This is a genomic window from Stappia sp. 28M-7 (assembly GCF_014252955.1).
Classification (GTDB): Bacteria; Pseudomonadota; Alphaproteobacteria; order Rhizobiales; family Stappiaceae; genus Stappia.
This window is the reverse complement of sequence record NZ_JACMIA010000001.1, coordinates 3,121,179-3,138,798: the sequence shown is the minus strand read 5'-3', so window position 1 is coordinate 3,138,798 and position 17,620 is coordinate 3,121,179. Positions and strand designations below refer to the sequence as shown.

Sequence of the window (17,620 nt, the reverse complement as noted above, 5' to 3'; positions counted from 1 at the left end):
GTCGGATCGCTTAAGCCCAACGGGCCTGCATAGACGGGTGCGAACCGAATTCGCGGCTCAGGCCGTACCGGTTCGAACCGTTTGTCCTTGCCGCGCCGTCATGGCTCGCGAGGGGGCAGGATCCTCGGTGTTGTCCACCGGTGGTTCCGCAAGGCACCGCCGGAGGGCGGCAGAGACAAACCGGCGGCGCAAGCCGCCAAATGGAGTAGGCAAGTGGAAAGAGCGGAGAAGCGAGAGTTCGTCGCGTCGTTCAACGAGGTGTTGAATAACACCGGCGTTGTCGTCGTTGCGCACTACGCCGGCCTTTCGGTTGCGGAAATGACGGCCTTCCGGTCGCAGGTCCGTGCCGCTGGAGGCTCGGTCAAGGTCGCCAAGAACCGTCTTGTGAAGCTTGCCCTTCAAGGCACCGAGCTCGAGCATATCGCTGGTCTGTTTACCGGCCCGACCGTCATCGCCTATTCGGACGATCCGGTTGCCGCCGCCAAGGCCACGGTTGCTTTCGCCAAGACCTCGAACAACCTGGTTGTTCTGGGTGGCGCGCTCGGCACGACCAACCTGAATGCGGACGGAGTCAAGGCGCTTGCCGAGATGCCGTCGCTCGACGAGCTGCGCGCGAAGCTGGTGGGCATGATCCAGACCCCCGCTTCCCGTATCGCCCAGGTTGTCAACGCTCCGGCCGGGCAGCTTGCCCGCGTCTTCGGCGCGTATGCCAAGAAGGACGAAGCCGCATAAGGCGGACCACAAACACACTGTCGAGACCGATTACGGTTCGAACCATAGGGACTTACGAAAATGGCTGATCTCGAAAAGATCGTTGAGGAACTGTCCGCGCTCACCGTCATGGAGGCTGCGGAGCTTTCGAAGATGCTCGAGGAGAAGTGGGGTGTGTCCGCCGCTGCTCCGGTCGCCGTCGCTGCTGCTGCCGGTGGCGCTGCTGCCGCTCCGGCCGAGGAAGAGAAGACCGAGTTCGACGTTGTCCTGGCCGATGCCGGCGACAAGAAGATCAACGTCATCAAGGAAGTGCGCGCGATCACCGGTCTGGGCCTGAAGGAGGCCAAGGACCTGGTCGAGGGCGCTCCGAAGACCGTCAAGGAAGCCGTTGCCAAGGCCGAAGCCGAAGAGCTGAAGAAGAAGCTCGAAGAGGCCGGCGCCAAGGTCGAGCTGAAGTAATCAGGCTTTTGCCTGGACGCTCCCGGCGCGATTTCGCGCCGGGAGTTCAAGTCTGTCGAACCCCGGCGGGAAATCCTGACCGGGGTATCAGTCCCTAAGAAGGGGCGGCTGTCCGAAGGGCCGTAGGCGTGGGTGTCACGCTGGCGGTTGAGCCTTAACCGGCTTTTCGGAGAGCCGTACCAGATCGAAACGAGGAGCGACAATGGCGCACACGTTCAACGGTCGCAAGCGGGTCCGTAAGATCTACGGATCGATCCGCGAAGTCGCCGCGATGCCCAATCTCATCGAGGTCCAGAAGGCGTCCTACGACCAGTTCCTTCAGGTCGACAAGCCCGAGGCCGGGCGGGGCGACGAGGGACTGGAGGCGGTCTTCCGCTCCGTCTTTCCGATCTCCGATTTCGCGGGTACCGCGTTGCTGGAATTCGTGTCCTACGAGTTCGAGGCACCGAAGTACGACGTCGAGGAGTGCCGTCAGCGCGGCATGACCTTCGCCGCCCCGCTGAAGGTGACCCTGCGCCTGATCGTGTTCGATGTCGACGAGGACACCGGCGCGAAGTCCGTCAAGGACATCAAGGAGCAGGACGTCTACATGGGCGACATGCCCTTCATGACGGACAACGGCACCTTCGTGGTGAACGGCACCGAGCGCGTCATCGTTTCGCAGATGCACCGCAGCCCGGGCGTGTTCTTCGACCACGACAAGGGCAAGACCCACTCCTCGGGCAAGCTGCTCTTCGCTGCGCGCATCATCCCGTATCGCGGGTCGTGGCTCGACATCGAGTTCGACGCGAAGGACATCGTCCATGCGCGTATCGACCGTCGCCGCAAGATCCCGGTCACCTCGCTGCTGAAGGCGCTCGGCCTCGACGGCGAGCAGATCCTCAACACGTTCTACAAGCGGATCGAGTACACCCGCGACGAGCCGGGCTCCTGGCGCGTTGCGTTTGACGGCGACCGCCTGAAGGGCACCAAGGCCTCCTTCAACCTGATCGACGCCGACAGCGGCGAGATCGTGGTCGAGGCCGGCCGCAAGATCACCGCGCGCACTGTGCGCCAGTTGGCCGACAAGGGCGTGAAAGCCCTGAAGGTGATGGACGAGGACCTGTACGGCCAGTACCTGGCCGAGGACATGGTCGATCCGGCGACGGGCGAGATCTACGCCGAGGCCGGCGATGAGCTCAACGAGAAGATCCTCGGCGAGCTGGTCGATCGCGGCTACGACGAGGTCGCCGTGCTCGACATCGACCACGTCACCACCGGTGCCTACATCCGCAACACGCTGGCCGTGGACAAGAACGAGACGCGCGAAGACGCGCTGTTCGACATCTACCGCGTCATGCGCCCGGGCGAGCCGCCCACCGTCGAGACCGCCGAGGCGATGTTCGCCTCGCTGTTCTTCGATTCCGAGCGCTATGACCTGTCGGCCGTCGGCCGCGTGAAGATGAACATGCGCCTCGACCTGCAGTGCGAGGACACCGTCCGCACGCTGCGCAAGGAAGACATCCTCGCGGTGATCCGCGAGCTGCTCGAACTGCGCGACGGCCGCGGCGAGATCGACGACATCGACAACCTCGGCAACCGCCGTGTGCGTTCGGTCGGCGAGCTGATGGAGAATCAGTATCGCGTCGGTCTTCTGCGCATGGAGCGCGCCATCAAGGAGCGTATGTCGTCGGTCGAGATCGACACGGTCATGCCGCAGGACCTGATCAACGCCAAGCCGGCGGCTGCCGCCGTGCGCGAGTTCTTCGGTTCCTCGCAGCTGTCGCAGTTCATGGACCAGACCAACCCGCTGTCCGAGGTCACGCACAAGCGTCGCCTTTCGGCGCTTGGCCCTGGCGGTCTGACGCGCGAGCGCGCCGGCTTCGAGGTGCGCGACGTGCACCCGACGCATTACGGCCGTATCTGCCCGATCGAGACGCCGGAAGGCCCGAACATCGGCCTGATCAACTCGCTCGCGACCTTCGCCCGCATCAACAAGTACGGCTTCATCGAGAGCCCGTACCGCAAGGTGAAGGACGGCCAGGTCACGACCGAGACCGTCTATCTGTCGGCTATGGAGGAGGCGAAGTACCACATCGCCCAGGCCAACGCCGAGATCGACGAGGACGGCCGTTTCGTGTCCGACCTGATCACCTGCCGCCACGCTGGCGAGAACATGCTTCTGCCGCCGGAGCGCGTCGAGTTCATGGACGTGTCGCCGAAGCAGCTGGTGTCGGTTGCCGCCTCGCTCATTCCCTTCCTGGAGAATGACGACGCCAACCGCGCGCTGATGGGCTCGAACATGATGCGTCAGGCCGTGCCGCTGGTGCGCGCCGAGGCTCCGTTCGTCGGCACCGGCATGGAGCCGGTGGTCGCCCGTGACTCGGGCGCGGCGATCGCCGCGCGCCGCTCGGGCGTCGTCGACCAGGTGGATGCGACCCGTATCGTCATCCGGGCTACCGAGGATCTCGATCCGTCGAAGTCCGGCGTCGACATCTACCAGCTAATGAAGTTCCAGCGCTCCAACCAGAACACCTGCATCAACCAGCGTCCGCTGGTGCGTGTGGGCGACGTGATCGGCAAGGGCGACATCATCGCCGACGGCCCGTCCACGGATCTGGGCGACCTGGCTCTCGGCCGGAACGTGCGCGTCGCGTTCATGCCCTGGAACGGCTACAACTTCGAGGACTCGATCCTGCTCTCCGAGCGGATCGTGCGCGACGACGTGTTCACCTCCATCCACATCGAGGAATTCGAGGTGATGGCGCGTGACACGAAGCTCGGGCCGGAGGAAATCACTCGCGACATTCCCAACGTCTCGGAAGAGGCGCTGAAGAATCTCGATGAGGCCGGCATCGTCTATATCGGCGCCGAGCTGAAGCCGGGCGACATCCTGGTCGGCAAGATCACGCCGAAGGGCGAGAGCCCGATGACGCCGGAAGAGAAGCTTCTGCGCGCCATCTTCGGCGAGAAGGCCTCCGACGTGCGCGACACGTCGCTGCGTCTGCCGCCGGGCGTGACCGGCACCGTCGTCGAAGTGCGCGTCTTCAACCGCCATGGCGTGGAGAAGGACGAGCGCGCTATGGCGATCGAGCGCGAGGAGATCGAGCGCCTGGCCAAGGACCGCGACGACGAGCAGGCGATCCTGGACCGCAACGTCTATGGCCGCCTGGCCGAGATGCTGCTGGGCAAGACCGCTGTCGCCGGCCCGAAGCACTTCAAGAAGAACGCTGAAGTGACCGGCGACGTCCTCAACGAGTTCCCGCGCTCGCAGTGGTGGCAGATCGCCGTCGAGGACGAGAAGCTGATGAGCGAGGTCGAGGCACTTCGCGGTCAGTACGACGAGAGCCGCAAGCGCCTCGAGCAGCGCTTCATCGACAAGGTGGAGAAGCTGCAGCGCGGTGACGAGCTGCCGCCGGGCGTCATGAAGATGGTGAAGGTCTTCGTCGCTGTGAAGCGCAAGATCCAGCCGGGCGACAAGATGGCCGGCCGTCACGGCAACAAGGGCGTGGTGTCCAAGATCAACCCGATCGAGGACATGCCGTTCCTGGCCAATGGCGACCATGTCGATATCGTGCTGAACCCGCTCGGCGTGCCGAGCCGCATGAACGTCGGACAGATCCTCGAGACGCATCTGGGCTGGGCCTGCGCAGGCATGGGCCGGAAGATCGGCGAGCTGTACGAGGAGTACAAGCGGTCGGGCAAGATCGAGGCGCTCAAGGGCGAGATCGTCGAAGTGTTCGGCGACAACCTCAAGGGCGAACCGGTCAAGGACTATGACGACGACTCCGTCATTCGTCTGGCCGAACAGCTGAAGACCGGCGTTCCGATCGCGACCCCGGTGTTCGATGGTGCCCGCGAGCCGGACATCGTCAGCATGCTCGAGCAGGCGGGCTACAACGGATCCGGCCAGTCGACCCTCTATGATGGTCGTACCGGCGAGGAGTTCGACCGTCAGGTGACTGTGGGCTACATCTACATGCTGAAGCTCCACCACCTGGTCGACGACAAGATCCACGCCCGTTCGATCGGCCCGTACTCGCTCGTGACCCAGCAGCCGCTGGGTGGCAAGGCGCAGTTCGGCGGCCAGCGCTTTGGCGAGATGGAGGTGTGGGCACTGGAAGCGTACGGTGCCGCCTACACCCTGCAGGAGATGCTGACGGTCAAGTCGGACGACGTGGCCGGCCGCACCAAGGTCTACGAGGCGATCGTGCGCGGCGACGACACGTTCGAGGCTGGCATTCCGGAGAGCTTCAACGTTCTCGTGAAGGAAATGCGCTCGCTCGGACTGAATGTCGAGCTGAAGGACGACAAGGTACAGTTGCCCACTGATCCGGGCGTTCCGGCGGTCGACGCGGCGGAGTAATCCCCGCCTGATGCCGACCACCGCACACACACGATGCCGCATTGCCGGGGCGGGAGGCAGGGTATGGACCCTGCTTCCCTTCCGCGCATTCGAGGAGAGAGCCCATGAATCATGAGGTCATGAACCTGTTCAACCAGCAGGCTCCCGCCCAGACCTTCGACCACATCAAGATCTCGATCGCTAGCCCCGAGAAGATCATGTCGTGGTCCTACGGCGAAATCAAAAAGCCGGAGACGATCAACTATCGCACGTTCAAGCCGGAGCGGGATGGCCTGTTCTGCGCACGCGTGTTCGGTCCGATCAAGGACTACGAGTGCCTTTGCGGCAAGTACAAGCGGATGAAGTACAAGGGCGTCATCTGCGAGAAGTGCAATGTCGAGGTCACCCTGTCCCGCGTTCGCCGCGAGCGCATGGGCCACATCGAGCTTGCCGCTCCCGTCGCGCATATCTGGTTCCTGAAGTCGCTGCCCTCGCGCATCGGCCTCCTGCTGGACATGACGCTGAAGGATCTCGAGCGCGTCCTGTACTTCGAGTACTACGTCGTGCTGGAGCCGGGCCTGACGCCGCTGAAGCAGAACCAGCTTCTGTCGGAAGAAGACTTCCTGCGCGCCCAGGACGAGTATGGCGAGGACGCCTTCACGGCGATGATCGGCGCGGAAGCCATCCGCGAGATGCTGATGTCGCTCGACCTGGAGAAAGAGCGCGACCAGATCCGCAAGGAGATCGCCGAGGCGACGACCGAGCTGAAGCCGAAGAAGCTGGCAAAGCGTCTTAAGGTGGTCGAGGCCTTCATCGATTCCGGCAACCGCCCGGAGTGGATGATCCTCACCGTGGTCCCGGTCATTCCGCCGGACCTGCGTCCGCTGGTGCCGCTGGACGGCGGCCGCTTCGCGACCTCGGACCTCAACGACCTGTATCGCCGCGTCATCAACCGCAACAATCGTCTGCGGCGCCTGATGGAGCTGCGCGCGCCGGACATCATCATCCGTAACGAGAAGCGCATGCTTCAGGAGTCGGTTGATGCGCTGTTCGACAACGGCCGTCGCGGCCGCGTCATCACGGGTGCCAACAAGCGTCCGCTGAAGTCGCTGTCCGACATGCTGAAGGGCAAGCAGGGCCGCTTCCGCCAGAACCTGCTCGGCAAGCGCGTCGACTATTCCGGCCGTTCGGTGATCACCGTGGGTCCGGAGCTGAAGCTGCATCAGTGCGGCCTGCCGAAGAAGATGGCGCTGGAGCTGTTCAAGCCGTTCATCTACTCCCGCCTCGACGCCAAGGGCTTCTCCTCCACGGTGAAGCAGGCAAAGAAGCTGGTGGAGAAGGAGCGTCCGGAAGTCTGGGATATCCTCGACGAGGTCATCCGCGAGCATCCGGTGCTGCTGAACCGCGCGCCGACGCTGCACCGTCTCGGCATTCAGGCGTTCGAGCCGACGCTCATCGAGGGCAAGGCCATCCAGCTGCACCCGCTGGTCTGTGCGGCGTTCAACGCCGACTTCGACGGTGACCAGATGGCCGTGCACGTGCCGCTCTCGCTGGAAGCCCAGCTCGAAGCGCGTACGCTGATGATGTCGACCAACAACATCCTGCACCCGGCCAACGGTTCGCCGATCATCGTGCCGTCGCAGGACATCGTTCTCGGCCTCTACTACCTGTCGCTGATTGCCGACGGGGAGCCGGGCGAGGGCATGGTGTTCGGCAATATCGGCGAGCTGCATCACGCGCTCGAGACGAAGGCCGTGACCCTGCACGCCAAGATCCGCGGCCGTGTCCGCGCGATCGACGCCGAGGGCAACACGTCCAACCGGATCGTGGAGACCACGCCGGGCCGCATGCTGATCGGCGAGCTCCTGCCGCTGCATCACGAAGTGCCGTACGACGTCTGCAACAAGCTGATGACCAAGAAGGACATCAGCCGCATGATCGACGCGGTGTATCGTGCCTGCGGCCAGAAGGAGACAGTGATCTTCTGCGACCGCATCATGGGTCTGGGCTTCAGCCACGCCTGCCGTGCCGGCATCTCGTTCGGCAAGGACGACATGGTGATTCCGGAGACGAAGGCCGGCCTGGTCGATGAGACCGCGACCCTCGTGAAGGAATACGAGCAGCAGTACAACGACGGCCTGATCACCCAGGGCGAGAAGTACAACAAGGTCGTCGACGCCTGGGCCAAGTGCACCGACCGCGTCGCCGACGAGATGATGAAGCGCATTCAGGCGGTCCAGCGCGACGAGGAGACCGGGCGTCAGAAGCAGATCAACTCGATCTACATGATGTCCCACTCCGGTGCCCGTGGTAGCCCCGCGCAGATGAAGCAGCTTGCCGGCATGCGTGGCCTCATGGCCAAGCCGTCGGGCGAGATCATCGAGACGCCGATCATCTCGAACTTCAAGGAAGGCCTGTCGGTGCTGGAGTACTTCAACTCCACGCACGGTGCCCGTAAGGGTCTGGCCGACACCGCGCTGAAGACGGCGAACTCGGGTTACCTGACCCGTCGTCTCGTCGACGTGGCGCAGGACTCGATCATCCTGGAGACGGATTGCGGTTCGGAGAACGGCATCACCATCCAGGCGATCGTCGACGCCGGCCAGGTCATCGCCTCGCTCGGACATCGCGTGCTGGGCCGTACCGCGGCCGAGGACGTGCTGAACCATGCGACCGGCGAGGTCATCGTCCCGCGCGGTACCTTGATCGAGGAGAAGGATGTCGAGGCCATCGAGGCCGCGAACGTCCAGATGATCAAGATCCGCTCGGTGCTGACCTGCGAGACCAAGCGCGGCGTGTGCGCGACCTGCTACGGTCGTGACCTTGCCCGCGGTACGCCGGTCAACATGGGCGAGGCGGTCGGCGTCATCGCGGCGCAGTCGATCGGCGAGCCGGGCACCCAGCTGACCATGCGTACCTTCCACATCGGTGGTACGGCGCAGGTGGTGGACCAGTCCTTCATCGAGTCCAACTTCGAGGGCACGGTGCGGATCCGCAACCGCAACGCGGTTCGCGACTCCGACGGGAACCTGGTCGCGATGGCCCGCAACATGGCCGTCGTCATCATCGACGCAGACGACAACGAGCGCGCGGTGCATCGCATCGCCTACGGTTCGAAGCTGCATGTCGACGAGGGCGACACCGTCAAGCGCGGCCAGCGCATCGCGGAATGGGATCCCTATACCCGTCCGATCCTTTCCGAGGTGGATGGCGTCGTCGACGCCGAGGACCTCGTCGAGGGCGTGTCGGTGCAGGAGACCACCGACGAGGCGACCGGCATCACCAAGCGCGTGGTCATGGACTGGCGGACGTCGCAGCGCGGCAACGACCTGAAGCCGGCGATCGTCATCAAGGACTCCACCGGATCGATCAAGAAGCTGCCGCGTGGCGGCGATGCTCGGTCCCTGCTGTCCGTCGATGCGATCCTGTCGGTGCAGATCGGCGCCGAGGTGCAGGCCGGTGACGTGCTGGCGCGTATCCCGCTGGAGAGCGCCCGTACCAAGGACATCACCGGCGGTCTGCCGCGTGTGGCCGAGCTGTTCGAGGCACGTCGTCCGAAGGACCACGCGATCATTGCGGAAATCGACGGTACGATCCGCTTCGGTCGCGACTATAAGAACAAGCGGCGCATCATCATCGAGCCGCATGACGAGAGCCTGGAGCCGGTCGAGTACCTCATCCCGAAGGGCAAGCACTTCCATCTGCAGGAAGGCGACACCATCGAGAAGGGCGAGTACATCCTCGACGGCAACCCGGCACCGCACGACATTCTGGCCATTCGTGGCGTGGAGGCGCTGGCCGCCTACCTCGTCAACGAGATCCAGGAGGTCTACCGGCTGCAGGGCGTGGTGATCAACGACAAGCACATCGAGGTGATCGTTCGCCAGATGCTGCAGAAGATCGAGATCAACGATCCGGGCGATACGGAACTGCTGTCCGGCGAGCATGTCGACCGCCTCGATCTCGACGAGATCAACGACCGGGCGATCGACGATGCGCGCAAGCCAGCCTCCGGTGTGCCGGTTCTGCTCGGCATCACCAAGGCGAGCCTGCAGACCCGTTCGTTCATCTCGGCTGCGTCGTTCCAGGAGACCACCCGCGTCCTCACCGAGGCGGCGGTCAACGGAAAGCAGGACGAGCTGGAGGGTCTGAAGGAGAACGTCATCGTCGGCCGTCTGATCCCTGCCGGTACCGGCGGCATGATGACCCGCATTCGCCAGATCGCGCAGCATCGCGACGATCTCATCCTGGAGGCCCGCAAGGCGACCTCCACGGTGGACCAGGCGGATGGCATGCTGGAAGACCTGACCGGGGCGGGAGAGTAAGCTCCGTCCTCGGGAACCGACTGAAGGGAAGGGCCGCCATCGTGCGGCCCTTTTCTTTTGGCGATTGGCTGCAAGGCCCGCCTCCGGCACGGGGGCCGGCGACACATGTTTCACGGAGAGGCGAGATGGCGCCACAGTATCGCGACCAGGCGGATGCACCGACCGTCTACATCATCGTCGGTCATGCGCGGGAAGGGGACATCGGTACGCCCGAGCCGGCGATCCCGGTGAACATCCTCCTGCGGGCAGCGGACGAGGACAGCGCCGTGCGGCTGGCGCTCGAGGCGCTGAAGGGGGAGGGGTTCGCCGAAGCGTCCCTCGACCAGATCGGCGTGATCCTGGAAGAGCCGGACGATCCGACCTTCGAGCAGGCATATGAGGATGCGATCGCCGGCGAAGTCGCGGTCATCGCCTATCGGGGCTGACCGACGGCAGGGAATCGTTTTGCCCCCCAGTGCTGCCGCTTCCCCCGAATCCTGAGAGGGAATCTCTCCGCCGGGCGCGGGTCCAGGTTGATAAAGAGTAAATGCGAGAGCGACTTGGAGGCGGGAAGGTTTGCCGCGGACAGGGCTCCCAGCAGCCCGCCACCAGGCTCTACTCGCAGTAAAGACGTAATCTTGCGGATACACGCCTTGCATCGTTCCATATGTTGCGCAAAAAGGCGCGCATGGGACCAAAAGCGCGTTGCGGAGGCTGCCGAGCCGGTGAGGGGAATTAATTCCCCGCCGCACTTGACGCAGGGCCGGCCTAACTGTAGTTTCCGCGCATCCCGAAAGCAGGCGGTAAGCGGCTTTTCGTTCGATGCGCCAAGCGTTGGACACAGGCTGACTTAAACGCTGCTGGGATTACGAGGCGAAAAAATATCGTATGTATGACCGCTCCCGGGTGGTCCTCTCGATTGGTGGCGCCTTTCCCGTTATCCGCGGGAATAGGCGCGATTCCGCATGCTTTGCGGGATCTGCTGGGTCAGAACCTCGGTTCTGGCGTTGCGACCGCCCCGCCTTTCCGTTCGTTCAAGCGGACGGGTGAGATATTCGCGTTGCGCCTGAGGCGGAACGTAACGGAGTTGGGGCCGGTAACGGTTCCTGAAAGCGCAAAAAGGCCAGCCCCGGGTTGGCACTTTGGAAAGTCAAGGTCTGAGGATCTGCCATGTCACGCCGTCACAAGGCTGAAAAGCGCGAAATCATTCCCGATCCGAAGTTCGGGGACACCGTCGTCACCAAGTTCATGAACTCGATCATGTACGATGGTAAGAAGTCGGCCGCCGAGCGGATCGTCTACGGCGCGTTCGATATCATCGAGGGCAAGGTTCGTCAGAACCCGGTCGAGGTGTTTCACGCCGCTCTCGACAACGTCATGCCGCAGGTCGAGGTTCGGTCCCGCCGCGTGGGTGGTGCCACCTATCAGGTTCCGGTCGAGGTCCGTGCGGACCGTCGTCAGGCCCTGGCCATCCGCTGGCTGATCACCGCTGCCCGCAACCGCAACGAGACGACGATGGTCGATCGTCTGTCCGGCGAGCTGCTGGATGCCGCGAACAACCGCGGTTCCGCCGTCAAGAAGCGCGAAGACACGCACCGGATGGCTGAAGCCAACCGCGCGTTCTCGCACTATCGCTGGTAATCCGGACCGGAGAGGCTGACATCATGTCGCGCACTCACAAGATCGAAGACTACCGCAATTTCGGCATCATGGCCCACATCGATGCGGGCAAGACCACGACGACCGAGCGGATTCTCTTCTACACCGGCAAGAGCCACAAGATCGGCGAAGTCCATGATGGCGCTGCCACGATGGACTGGATGGAGCAGGAGCAGGAGCGTGGCATCACGATCACGTCCGCTGCCACCACTGCGTTCTGGAACAACAAGCGCCTGAACATCATCGACACGCCGGGTCACGTCGACTTCACCATTGAGGTGGAGCGCTCCCTGCGCGTGCTCGACGGTGCGGTTGCTCTGCTGGACGCCAATGCCGGCGTCGAGCCGCAGACCGAGACCGTCTGGCGCCAGGCCGACAAGTATCATGTCCCGCGCATGATCTTCGTCAACAAGATGGACAAGCTCGGTGCGGACTTCTACCGCTGCGTCGAGATGATCAAGACGCGCCTTGGTGCCAAGCCGCTGGTTACCCAGCTGCCGGTCGGCGCCGAGAGCGACTTCGCCGGCGTTGTCGATCTGATCAAGATGAAGGCCCTGATCTGGCGCGACGAGTCTCTCGGCGCTGCCTGGGACGAGGTCGAGATCCCGGCTGACCTGGTCGACCGCGCTCAGGAATACCGCGATCTGATGATCGAGACCGCTGTCGAGGCCGACGAGGCCGCGATGGAGGCCTATCTCGAGGGCGAGGAGCCGACGGTCGAGGGCCTGAAGGCGCTCATCCGCAAGGGCACCATCAACAGCGAGTTCGTTCCGGTGTTCTGCGGTTCGGCGTTCAAGAACAAGGGTGTGCAGCCCCTGCTCGACGGCGTCGTCGACTACCTGCCGAGCCCGATCGAGGTTCCGGCGATCAAGGGTATCGACCCCAAGACCGAGACCGAGACCGTCCGCAAGTCGGGCGACGAAGAGCCGCTTTCGATGCTGGCCTTCAAGATCGCCAACGACCCGTTCGTCGGTTCGCTGACCTTCTGCCGCATCTACTCCGGCGTCCTGAACAAGGGCGTGTCTCTCCAGAACACCGTGAAGGAGAAGAAGGAGCGCGTCGGCCGCATGATGCAGATGCACGCGAATTCGCGTGAGGACATCGAAGTGGCTTACGCTGGCGACATCGTTGCCATTGCCGGCCTGAAGGACACGACGACGGGCGACACGCTTTGCGACCCGCTGAAGCCGGTCATCCTGGAGCGCATGGAGTTCCCGGATCCGGTCATCGAGATCGCCGTCGAGCCGAAGACCAAGGGCGACCAGGAGAAGATGGGCCTGGCCCTGAACCGTCTGGCTGCCGAGGATCCGTCCTTCCGCGTCAAGACCGACGAGGAGTCCGGCCAGACGATCATCGCCGGCATGGGCGAGCTTCATCTCGACATCATCGTCGACCGCATGAAGCGCGAGTTCAAGGTCGAGGCGAACATCGGTGCGCCGCAGGTTGCCTACCGCGAAACGATCACCCGTCAGGCGGAAGTCGACTACACCCACAAGAAGCAGACCGGCGGTACGGGCCAGTTCGCCCGCATCAAGCTGGTGATCGAGCCGAACGACCCGGGTGCCGGTTACGCGTTCCAGAGCACGATCGTGGGTGGTTCGGTCCCGAAGGAGTACATCCCGGGCGTCACCAAGGGTATCGAGAGCGTCATGTCCTCGGGCCCGCTGGCTGGCTTCCCGATGGTCGACATCAAGGCCACCCTCATCGACGGTGCCTACCACGACGTCGACTCCTCGGTGCTGGCGTTCGAGATCGCGGCCCGTGCCGGTTTCCGTGAGGCCATTCAGAAGGCCGCTCCGAAGCTGCTCGAGCCGATCATGAAGGTCGAGGTGGTTACGCCTGAAGACTACATGGGCGACGTCATCGGCGATCTGAACTCCCGTCGTGGCCAGATCACCGGCACCGAGAATCGCGGTGTCGTCACCGCGGTGAACGCCATGGTGCCGCTGGCCAACATGTTCGGTTACGTCAACAACCTGCGCTCGATGTCGCAGGGACGTGCCCAGTACTCGATGGTGTTCGACCACTACGAGCAGGTTCCGCAGGCTGTCGCGCAGGAAGTTCAGGCCAAGTACGCCTGATTGCCGTCAACGCCACATCAACTGAATAACGAAGGTACGGAGAAATCCGATGGCGAAAGCAAAGTTTGAGCGGACGAAGCCGCACGTGAACATTGGCACGATCGGCCACGTCGACCATGGCAAGACGACGCTGACGGCGGCGATCACGAAGTTCTTCGGCGAGTTCAAGGCGTACGACATGATCGACGCGGCTCCCGAGGAGCGTGCTCGCGGTATCACGATCTCGACGGCGCACGTCGAGTACGAGACCGAGAACCGTCACTATGCGCACGTGGACTGCCCGGGCCACGCCGACTACGTGAAGAACATGATCACGGGTGCGGCGCAGATGGACGGCGCGATCCTGGTCTGCTCGGCGGCCGATGGCCCGATGCCGCAGACCCGCGAGCACATCCTTCTGGCCCGTCAGGTCGGCGTTCCGGCTCTGGTGGTGTTCCTGAACAAGGTCGACCAGGTGGACGACGCGGAACTTCTCGAGCTGGTCGAGATGGAAGTGCGCGAGCTGCTTTCGTCCTACGAGTTCCCGGGCGACGACATTCCGATCGTTGCCGGTTCGGCTCTTGCCGCCCTTGAGGGCCGCGACGAGGCGATCGGCGAGACGAAGATCCGCGAGCTGATGGCTGCGGTCGACGACTACATCCCGACGCCGGAGCGTCCGGTTGACATGCCGTTCCTGATGCCGATCGAGGACGTGTTCTCGATCTCGGGCCGCGGCACGGTCGTGACGGGTCGCGTTGAGCGCGGCATCGTGAAGGTCGGCGAGGAAGTCGAGATCGTCGGCATCCGCGACACCAAGAAGACGACGGTTACCGGCGTCGAGATGTTCCGCAAGCTTCTGGACCAGGGCCAGGCCGGCGACAACATCGGTGCTCTGATCCGCGGCGTTGGCCGTGAGGACGTGGAGCGCGGCCAGGTTCTTTGCAAGCCGGGTTCGGTGACGCCGCACACGAAGTTCAAGGCCGAGGCCTACATCCTGACGAAGGAAGAGGGTGGTCGCCACACTCCGTTCTTCACCAACTACCGTCCGCAGTTCTACTTCCGCACGACGGACGTGACGGGTGTTGTGACGCTGCCGGAAGGCACGGAGATGGTGATGCCGGGCGACAACGTGTCGGTCGAGGTTGAGCTGATCGTGCCGATCGCGATGGAAGAGGGTCTGCGCTTCGCTATCCGCGAGGGCGGCCGTACCGTCGGCGCCGGCGTCGTCGCCTCCATCATCAAGTAACCAACAAGGCGGAACGGGATAACCGTTCCGCCGTCCCGCTCGGGGATTGAGAGATGAACGGTCAGAACATTCGGATCCGTCTCAAGGCGTTCGACCATCGGGTTCTCGATGCGTCGACCCGTGAGATCGTCAACACGGCGAAACGGACCGGTGCACAAGTGCGCGGCCCCGTGCCGCTGCCCACGCGGATCGAGAAGTACACCGTGCTTCGTGGTCCGCATATCGACAAGAAAAGCCGTGATCAGTTCGAGATGCGCACTCACAAGCGCCTCCTCGACATCGTTGATCCGACGCCGCAGACCGTGGACGCGCTCATGAAGCTCGACCTTGCGGCCGGTGTCGACGTCGAGATCAAGCTGTAAGGCGCTCACAAGGGGACACGCCGATGCGTTCTGGAGTGATCGCACAGAAGGTGGGTATGACTCGCATCTATAACGATGCGGGTGAGCATGTGCCGGTGACGGTGCTGAAGCTCGAAAACTGTCAGGTTGTTGCCCACCGGACGGAAGAGAAGAATGGCTATGTCGCGCTGCAGGTCGGCGCCGGTCTGGCCAAGGTGAAGAATACGTCGAAGGCCATGCGCGGACATTTCGCCGTTGCCAGCGTCGAGCCGAAGCGCAAGCTTGCCGAGTTCCGCGTCTCCTCGGAGAACGTGATCGAGGTGGGTGCGGAGATCACGGCCGACCACTTCGTCGAGGGTCAGTTCGTGGACGTCACGGGCACCTCGATCGGTAAGGGCTTCGCCGGTGCCATGAAGCGTCACAACTTCGGTGGCCTGCGCGCCTCGCACGGTGTGTCGATTTCGCACCGTTCGCATGGCTCGATCGGTCAGTGCCAGGATCCGGGCAAGGTCTTCAAGGGTAAGAAGATGGCCGGACACATGGGCGCCGAGCAGGTGACCACGCAGAACCTGAAGATCGTCCGCACCGATCCGGAGCGCGGCCTGATCATGATCCAGGGCGCTGTCCCGGGGTCGAAGGGTGGCTGGATCGTGGTTCGCGATGCCGTCAAGAAGGCCCTGCCGGATGGCGTGCCGATGCCGGGTGCGTTCCGTGCTTCCGCTGCCGAGGCTGCGGTCGAGAAGGAGAGCGAGTGATGGAACTTGAGGTGAAGACCCTGGACGGGGCCGCCGCCGGTTCGATCACGGTGTCGGACGAGATCTTCGGTCTCGATCCGCGCACCGACCTGATCCACCGCGTCGTGCGCTGGCAGCTTGCCAAGCGCCAGGCCGGTACCCACAAGGCGCAGCAGCGCTCGGAAGTTTCCGGCTCGACGAAGAAGTTCGTCCGCCAGAAGGGTTCCGGCGGCGCGCGTCACGGTAACAAGAAGGCCCCGCAGTTCCGCGGTGGTGGCAAGGCTCACGGCCCGGTCGTGCGCAGCCACGCTCACGATCTGCCGAAGAAGGTTCGCGCCCTCGGCCTGCGTCACGCCCTTTCGGCGAAGTTCAAGGCCGACGGCCTGATCATCGTCGACGTGGCGAGCGCCGAGGAAGCCAAGACCAAGGCTCTGGCCGCGCGTCTGGCGAACCTGGGCCTGAGCAACGCGCTCGTCGTGGACGGCAGCGAGATCGATGCGAACTTCCGCCTCGCCTCGCGCAACATCCCGGCGATCGACCTGCTGCCCGTCGAAGGCCTGAATGTCTATGACATCCTGCGTCGTGAGAAGCTGGTGCTGACCAAGTCGGCGGTGACGGCTCTCGAGGAGCGGTTCAAATGACCAACCTGAAGCACTACGACACGGTCGTTTCCCCGGTGATCACCGAGAAGGCGACCTTCGCTTCGGAGCAGAACAAGGTCGTGTTCAACGTCTCCCCGACGGCGACCAAGCCCGAGATCAAGGCGGCGGTTGAGGCGCTCTTCGGCGTCAAGGTCACGGCAGTGAACACCCTGGTCCGCAAGGGCAAGGCGAAGCGCTTCCGCGGTCGTCTCGGCCAGCAGTCCGACGTCAAGAAGGCGGTCGTGACGCTTGCCGATGGCCAGTCCATCGACGTCACCACCGGACTCTGAGGGCGGAGAAGGAAAGATGGCACTCAAGACCTTTAATCCGACGTCGCCGGGTCGTCGCCAGCTGGTGATGGTCGACCGCTCGTCCCTTTACAAGGGCAAGCCGGTCAAGACGCTGACGGAAGGCCTGTCGAAGACGGGCGGCCGCAACAATCTCGGCCGTACGACGTCGCCAAACCGTGGTGGCGGCCACAAGCGTCGGTACCGCTTGATCGACTTCAAGCGTACCAAGGCCGACATGTTCGCGACCGTCGAGCGGATCGAATACGATCCGAACCGGACCGCCTTCATCGCTCTCATCAAGTATGAGGACGGTGAGCTCGCCTACATCCTGGCGCCGCAGCGCCTGGCCGTTGGCGACAAGGTTGTCTCGGGCAAGCTCGTTGACGTGAAGCCGGGCAATGCGATGCCGCTGGCGTCGATCCCGGTCGGCACGATCGTGCACAATGTCGAGCTGAAGCCGGGCAAGGGCGGCCAGGTGGCCCGTTCCGCCGGTGCGTATGCCCAGATCGTCGGCCGTGACCAGGGTTACACCACGGTCCGCCTGCAGTCTGGCGAGCAGCGCCGCATTCTCGGCACCTGCATGGCCTCGATCGGCGCCGTGTCCAACCAGGACCATGGCAACATCAACCTCGGCAAGGCCGGTCGGTCGCGCTGGATGGGTCGTCGCCCGCATGTCCGCGGTGTCGCGATGAACCCGGTCGACCACCCGCACGGTGGTGGCGAGGGTCGCACCTCGGGTGGCCGTCATCCGGTCACGCCGTGGGGCAAGCCGACCAAGGGCAAGCGCACGCGTCGCAACAAGGCCACGGACAAGTTCATCGTCCGCAGCCGCCACGCGCGCAAGAAGTAAG

The 17,620-nt window shown here is 63.7% G+C and carries 13 protein-coding genes; all 13 read left to right on the top strand.

Going from position 1 to position 17,620, the window contains the following annotated elements; translation table 11 throughout:
* Positions 1 to 213: 213 nt before the first annotated feature.
* On the top strand, positions 214 to 732 hold the full coding sequence (rplJ, locus tag H7H34_RS13970; protein WP_067216541.1) for a 50S ribosomal protein L10: 519 nt from the start codon (positions 214 to 216) through the stop codon (positions 730 to 732).
* 60 nt (positions 733 to 792) lie between these two features.
* A complete protein-coding gene (gene rplL / locus H7H34_RS13965; protein WP_067216539.1) occupies positions 793 to 1,170 on the top strand; it encodes a 50S ribosomal protein L7/L12 in 378 nt (125 codons plus the stop codon).
* 202 nt (positions 1,171 to 1,372) lie between these two features.
* A complete protein-coding gene (rpoB, locus tag H7H34_RS13960; RefSeq protein ID WP_120267408.1) occupies positions 1,373 to 5,515 on the top strand; it encodes a DNA-directed RNA polymerase subunit beta in 4,143 nt (1,380 codons plus the stop codon).
* Positions 5,516 to 5,619: 104 nt separating this feature from the next.
* Positions 5,620 to 9,819 carry a DNA-directed RNA polymerase subunit beta' gene (rpoC, locus tag H7H34_RS13955; protein ID WP_120267409.1) on the top strand — a complete coding sequence of 1,400 codons (4,200 nt, stop codon included), beginning with the start codon at positions 5,620 to 5,622 and terminating at the stop codon, positions 9,817 to 9,819.
* 125 nt (positions 9,820 to 9,944) lie between these two features.
* Positions 9,945 to 10,244 (top strand): regulator, encoded by a 300-nt coding sequence (locus H7H34_RS13950; RefSeq protein ID WP_120267410.1) that lies wholly within the window; start codon positions 9,945 to 9,947, stop codon positions 10,242 to 10,244.
* 724 nt (positions 10,245 to 10,968) lie between these two features.
* Positions 10,969 to 11,439, top strand: coding sequence for a 30S ribosomal protein S7 (gene rpsG, locus H7H34_RS13945; RefSeq protein ID WP_120267411.1), 471 nt, complete (start codon positions 10,969 to 10,971; stop codon positions 11,437 to 11,439).
* 23 nt (positions 11,440 to 11,462) lie between these two features.
* Complete coding sequence (fusA, locus tag H7H34_RS13940) at positions 11,463 to 13,538, top strand: elongation factor G (RefSeq protein WP_120267412.1); 2,076 nt, start codon at positions 11,463 to 11,465, stop codon at positions 13,536 to 13,538.
* A gap of 49 nt (positions 13,539 to 13,587) precedes the next feature.
* On the top strand, positions 13,588 to 14,763 hold the full coding sequence (gene tuf, locus H7H34_RS13935; protein WP_120267404.1) for an elongation factor Tu: 1,176 nt from the start codon (positions 13,588 to 13,590) through the stop codon (positions 14,761 to 14,763).
* Between the two features lie 53 nt (positions 14,764 to 14,816).
* Positions 14,817 to 15,125, top strand: coding sequence for a 30S ribosomal protein S10 (rpsJ, locus tag H7H34_RS13930; protein ID WP_067216522.1), 309 nt, complete (start codon positions 14,817 to 14,819; stop codon positions 15,123 to 15,125).
* Positions 15,126 to 15,148: 23 nt separating this feature from the next.
* Entirely contained in the window at positions 15,149 to 15,859 is a 711-nt protein-coding gene (gene rplC / locus H7H34_RS13925; protein ID WP_067216520.1) for a 50S ribosomal protein L3, read from the top strand.
* Positions 15,859 to 16,479, top strand: coding sequence for a 50S ribosomal protein L4 (gene rplD / locus H7H34_RS13920; protein ID WP_067216517.1), 621 nt, complete (start codon positions 15,859 to 15,861; stop codon positions 16,477 to 16,479). Before rplC ends, rplD begins: the two co-directional genes overlap by 1 nt.
* Positions 16,476 to 16,769 (top strand): 50S ribosomal protein L23, encoded by a 294-nt coding sequence (locus H7H34_RS13915; protein WP_067216514.1) that lies wholly within the window; start codon positions 16,476 to 16,478, stop codon positions 16,767 to 16,769. Before rplD ends, H7H34_RS13915 begins: the two co-directional genes overlap by 4 nt.
* A 16-nt stretch (positions 16,770 to 16,785) precedes the next feature.
* Positions 16,786 to 17,619 (top strand): 50S ribosomal protein L2, encoded by an 834-nt coding sequence (gene rplB / locus H7H34_RS13910; RefSeq protein WP_120267413.1) that lies wholly within the window; start codon positions 16,786 to 16,788, stop codon positions 17,617 to 17,619.
* Position 17,620: the final 1 nt, after the last annotated feature.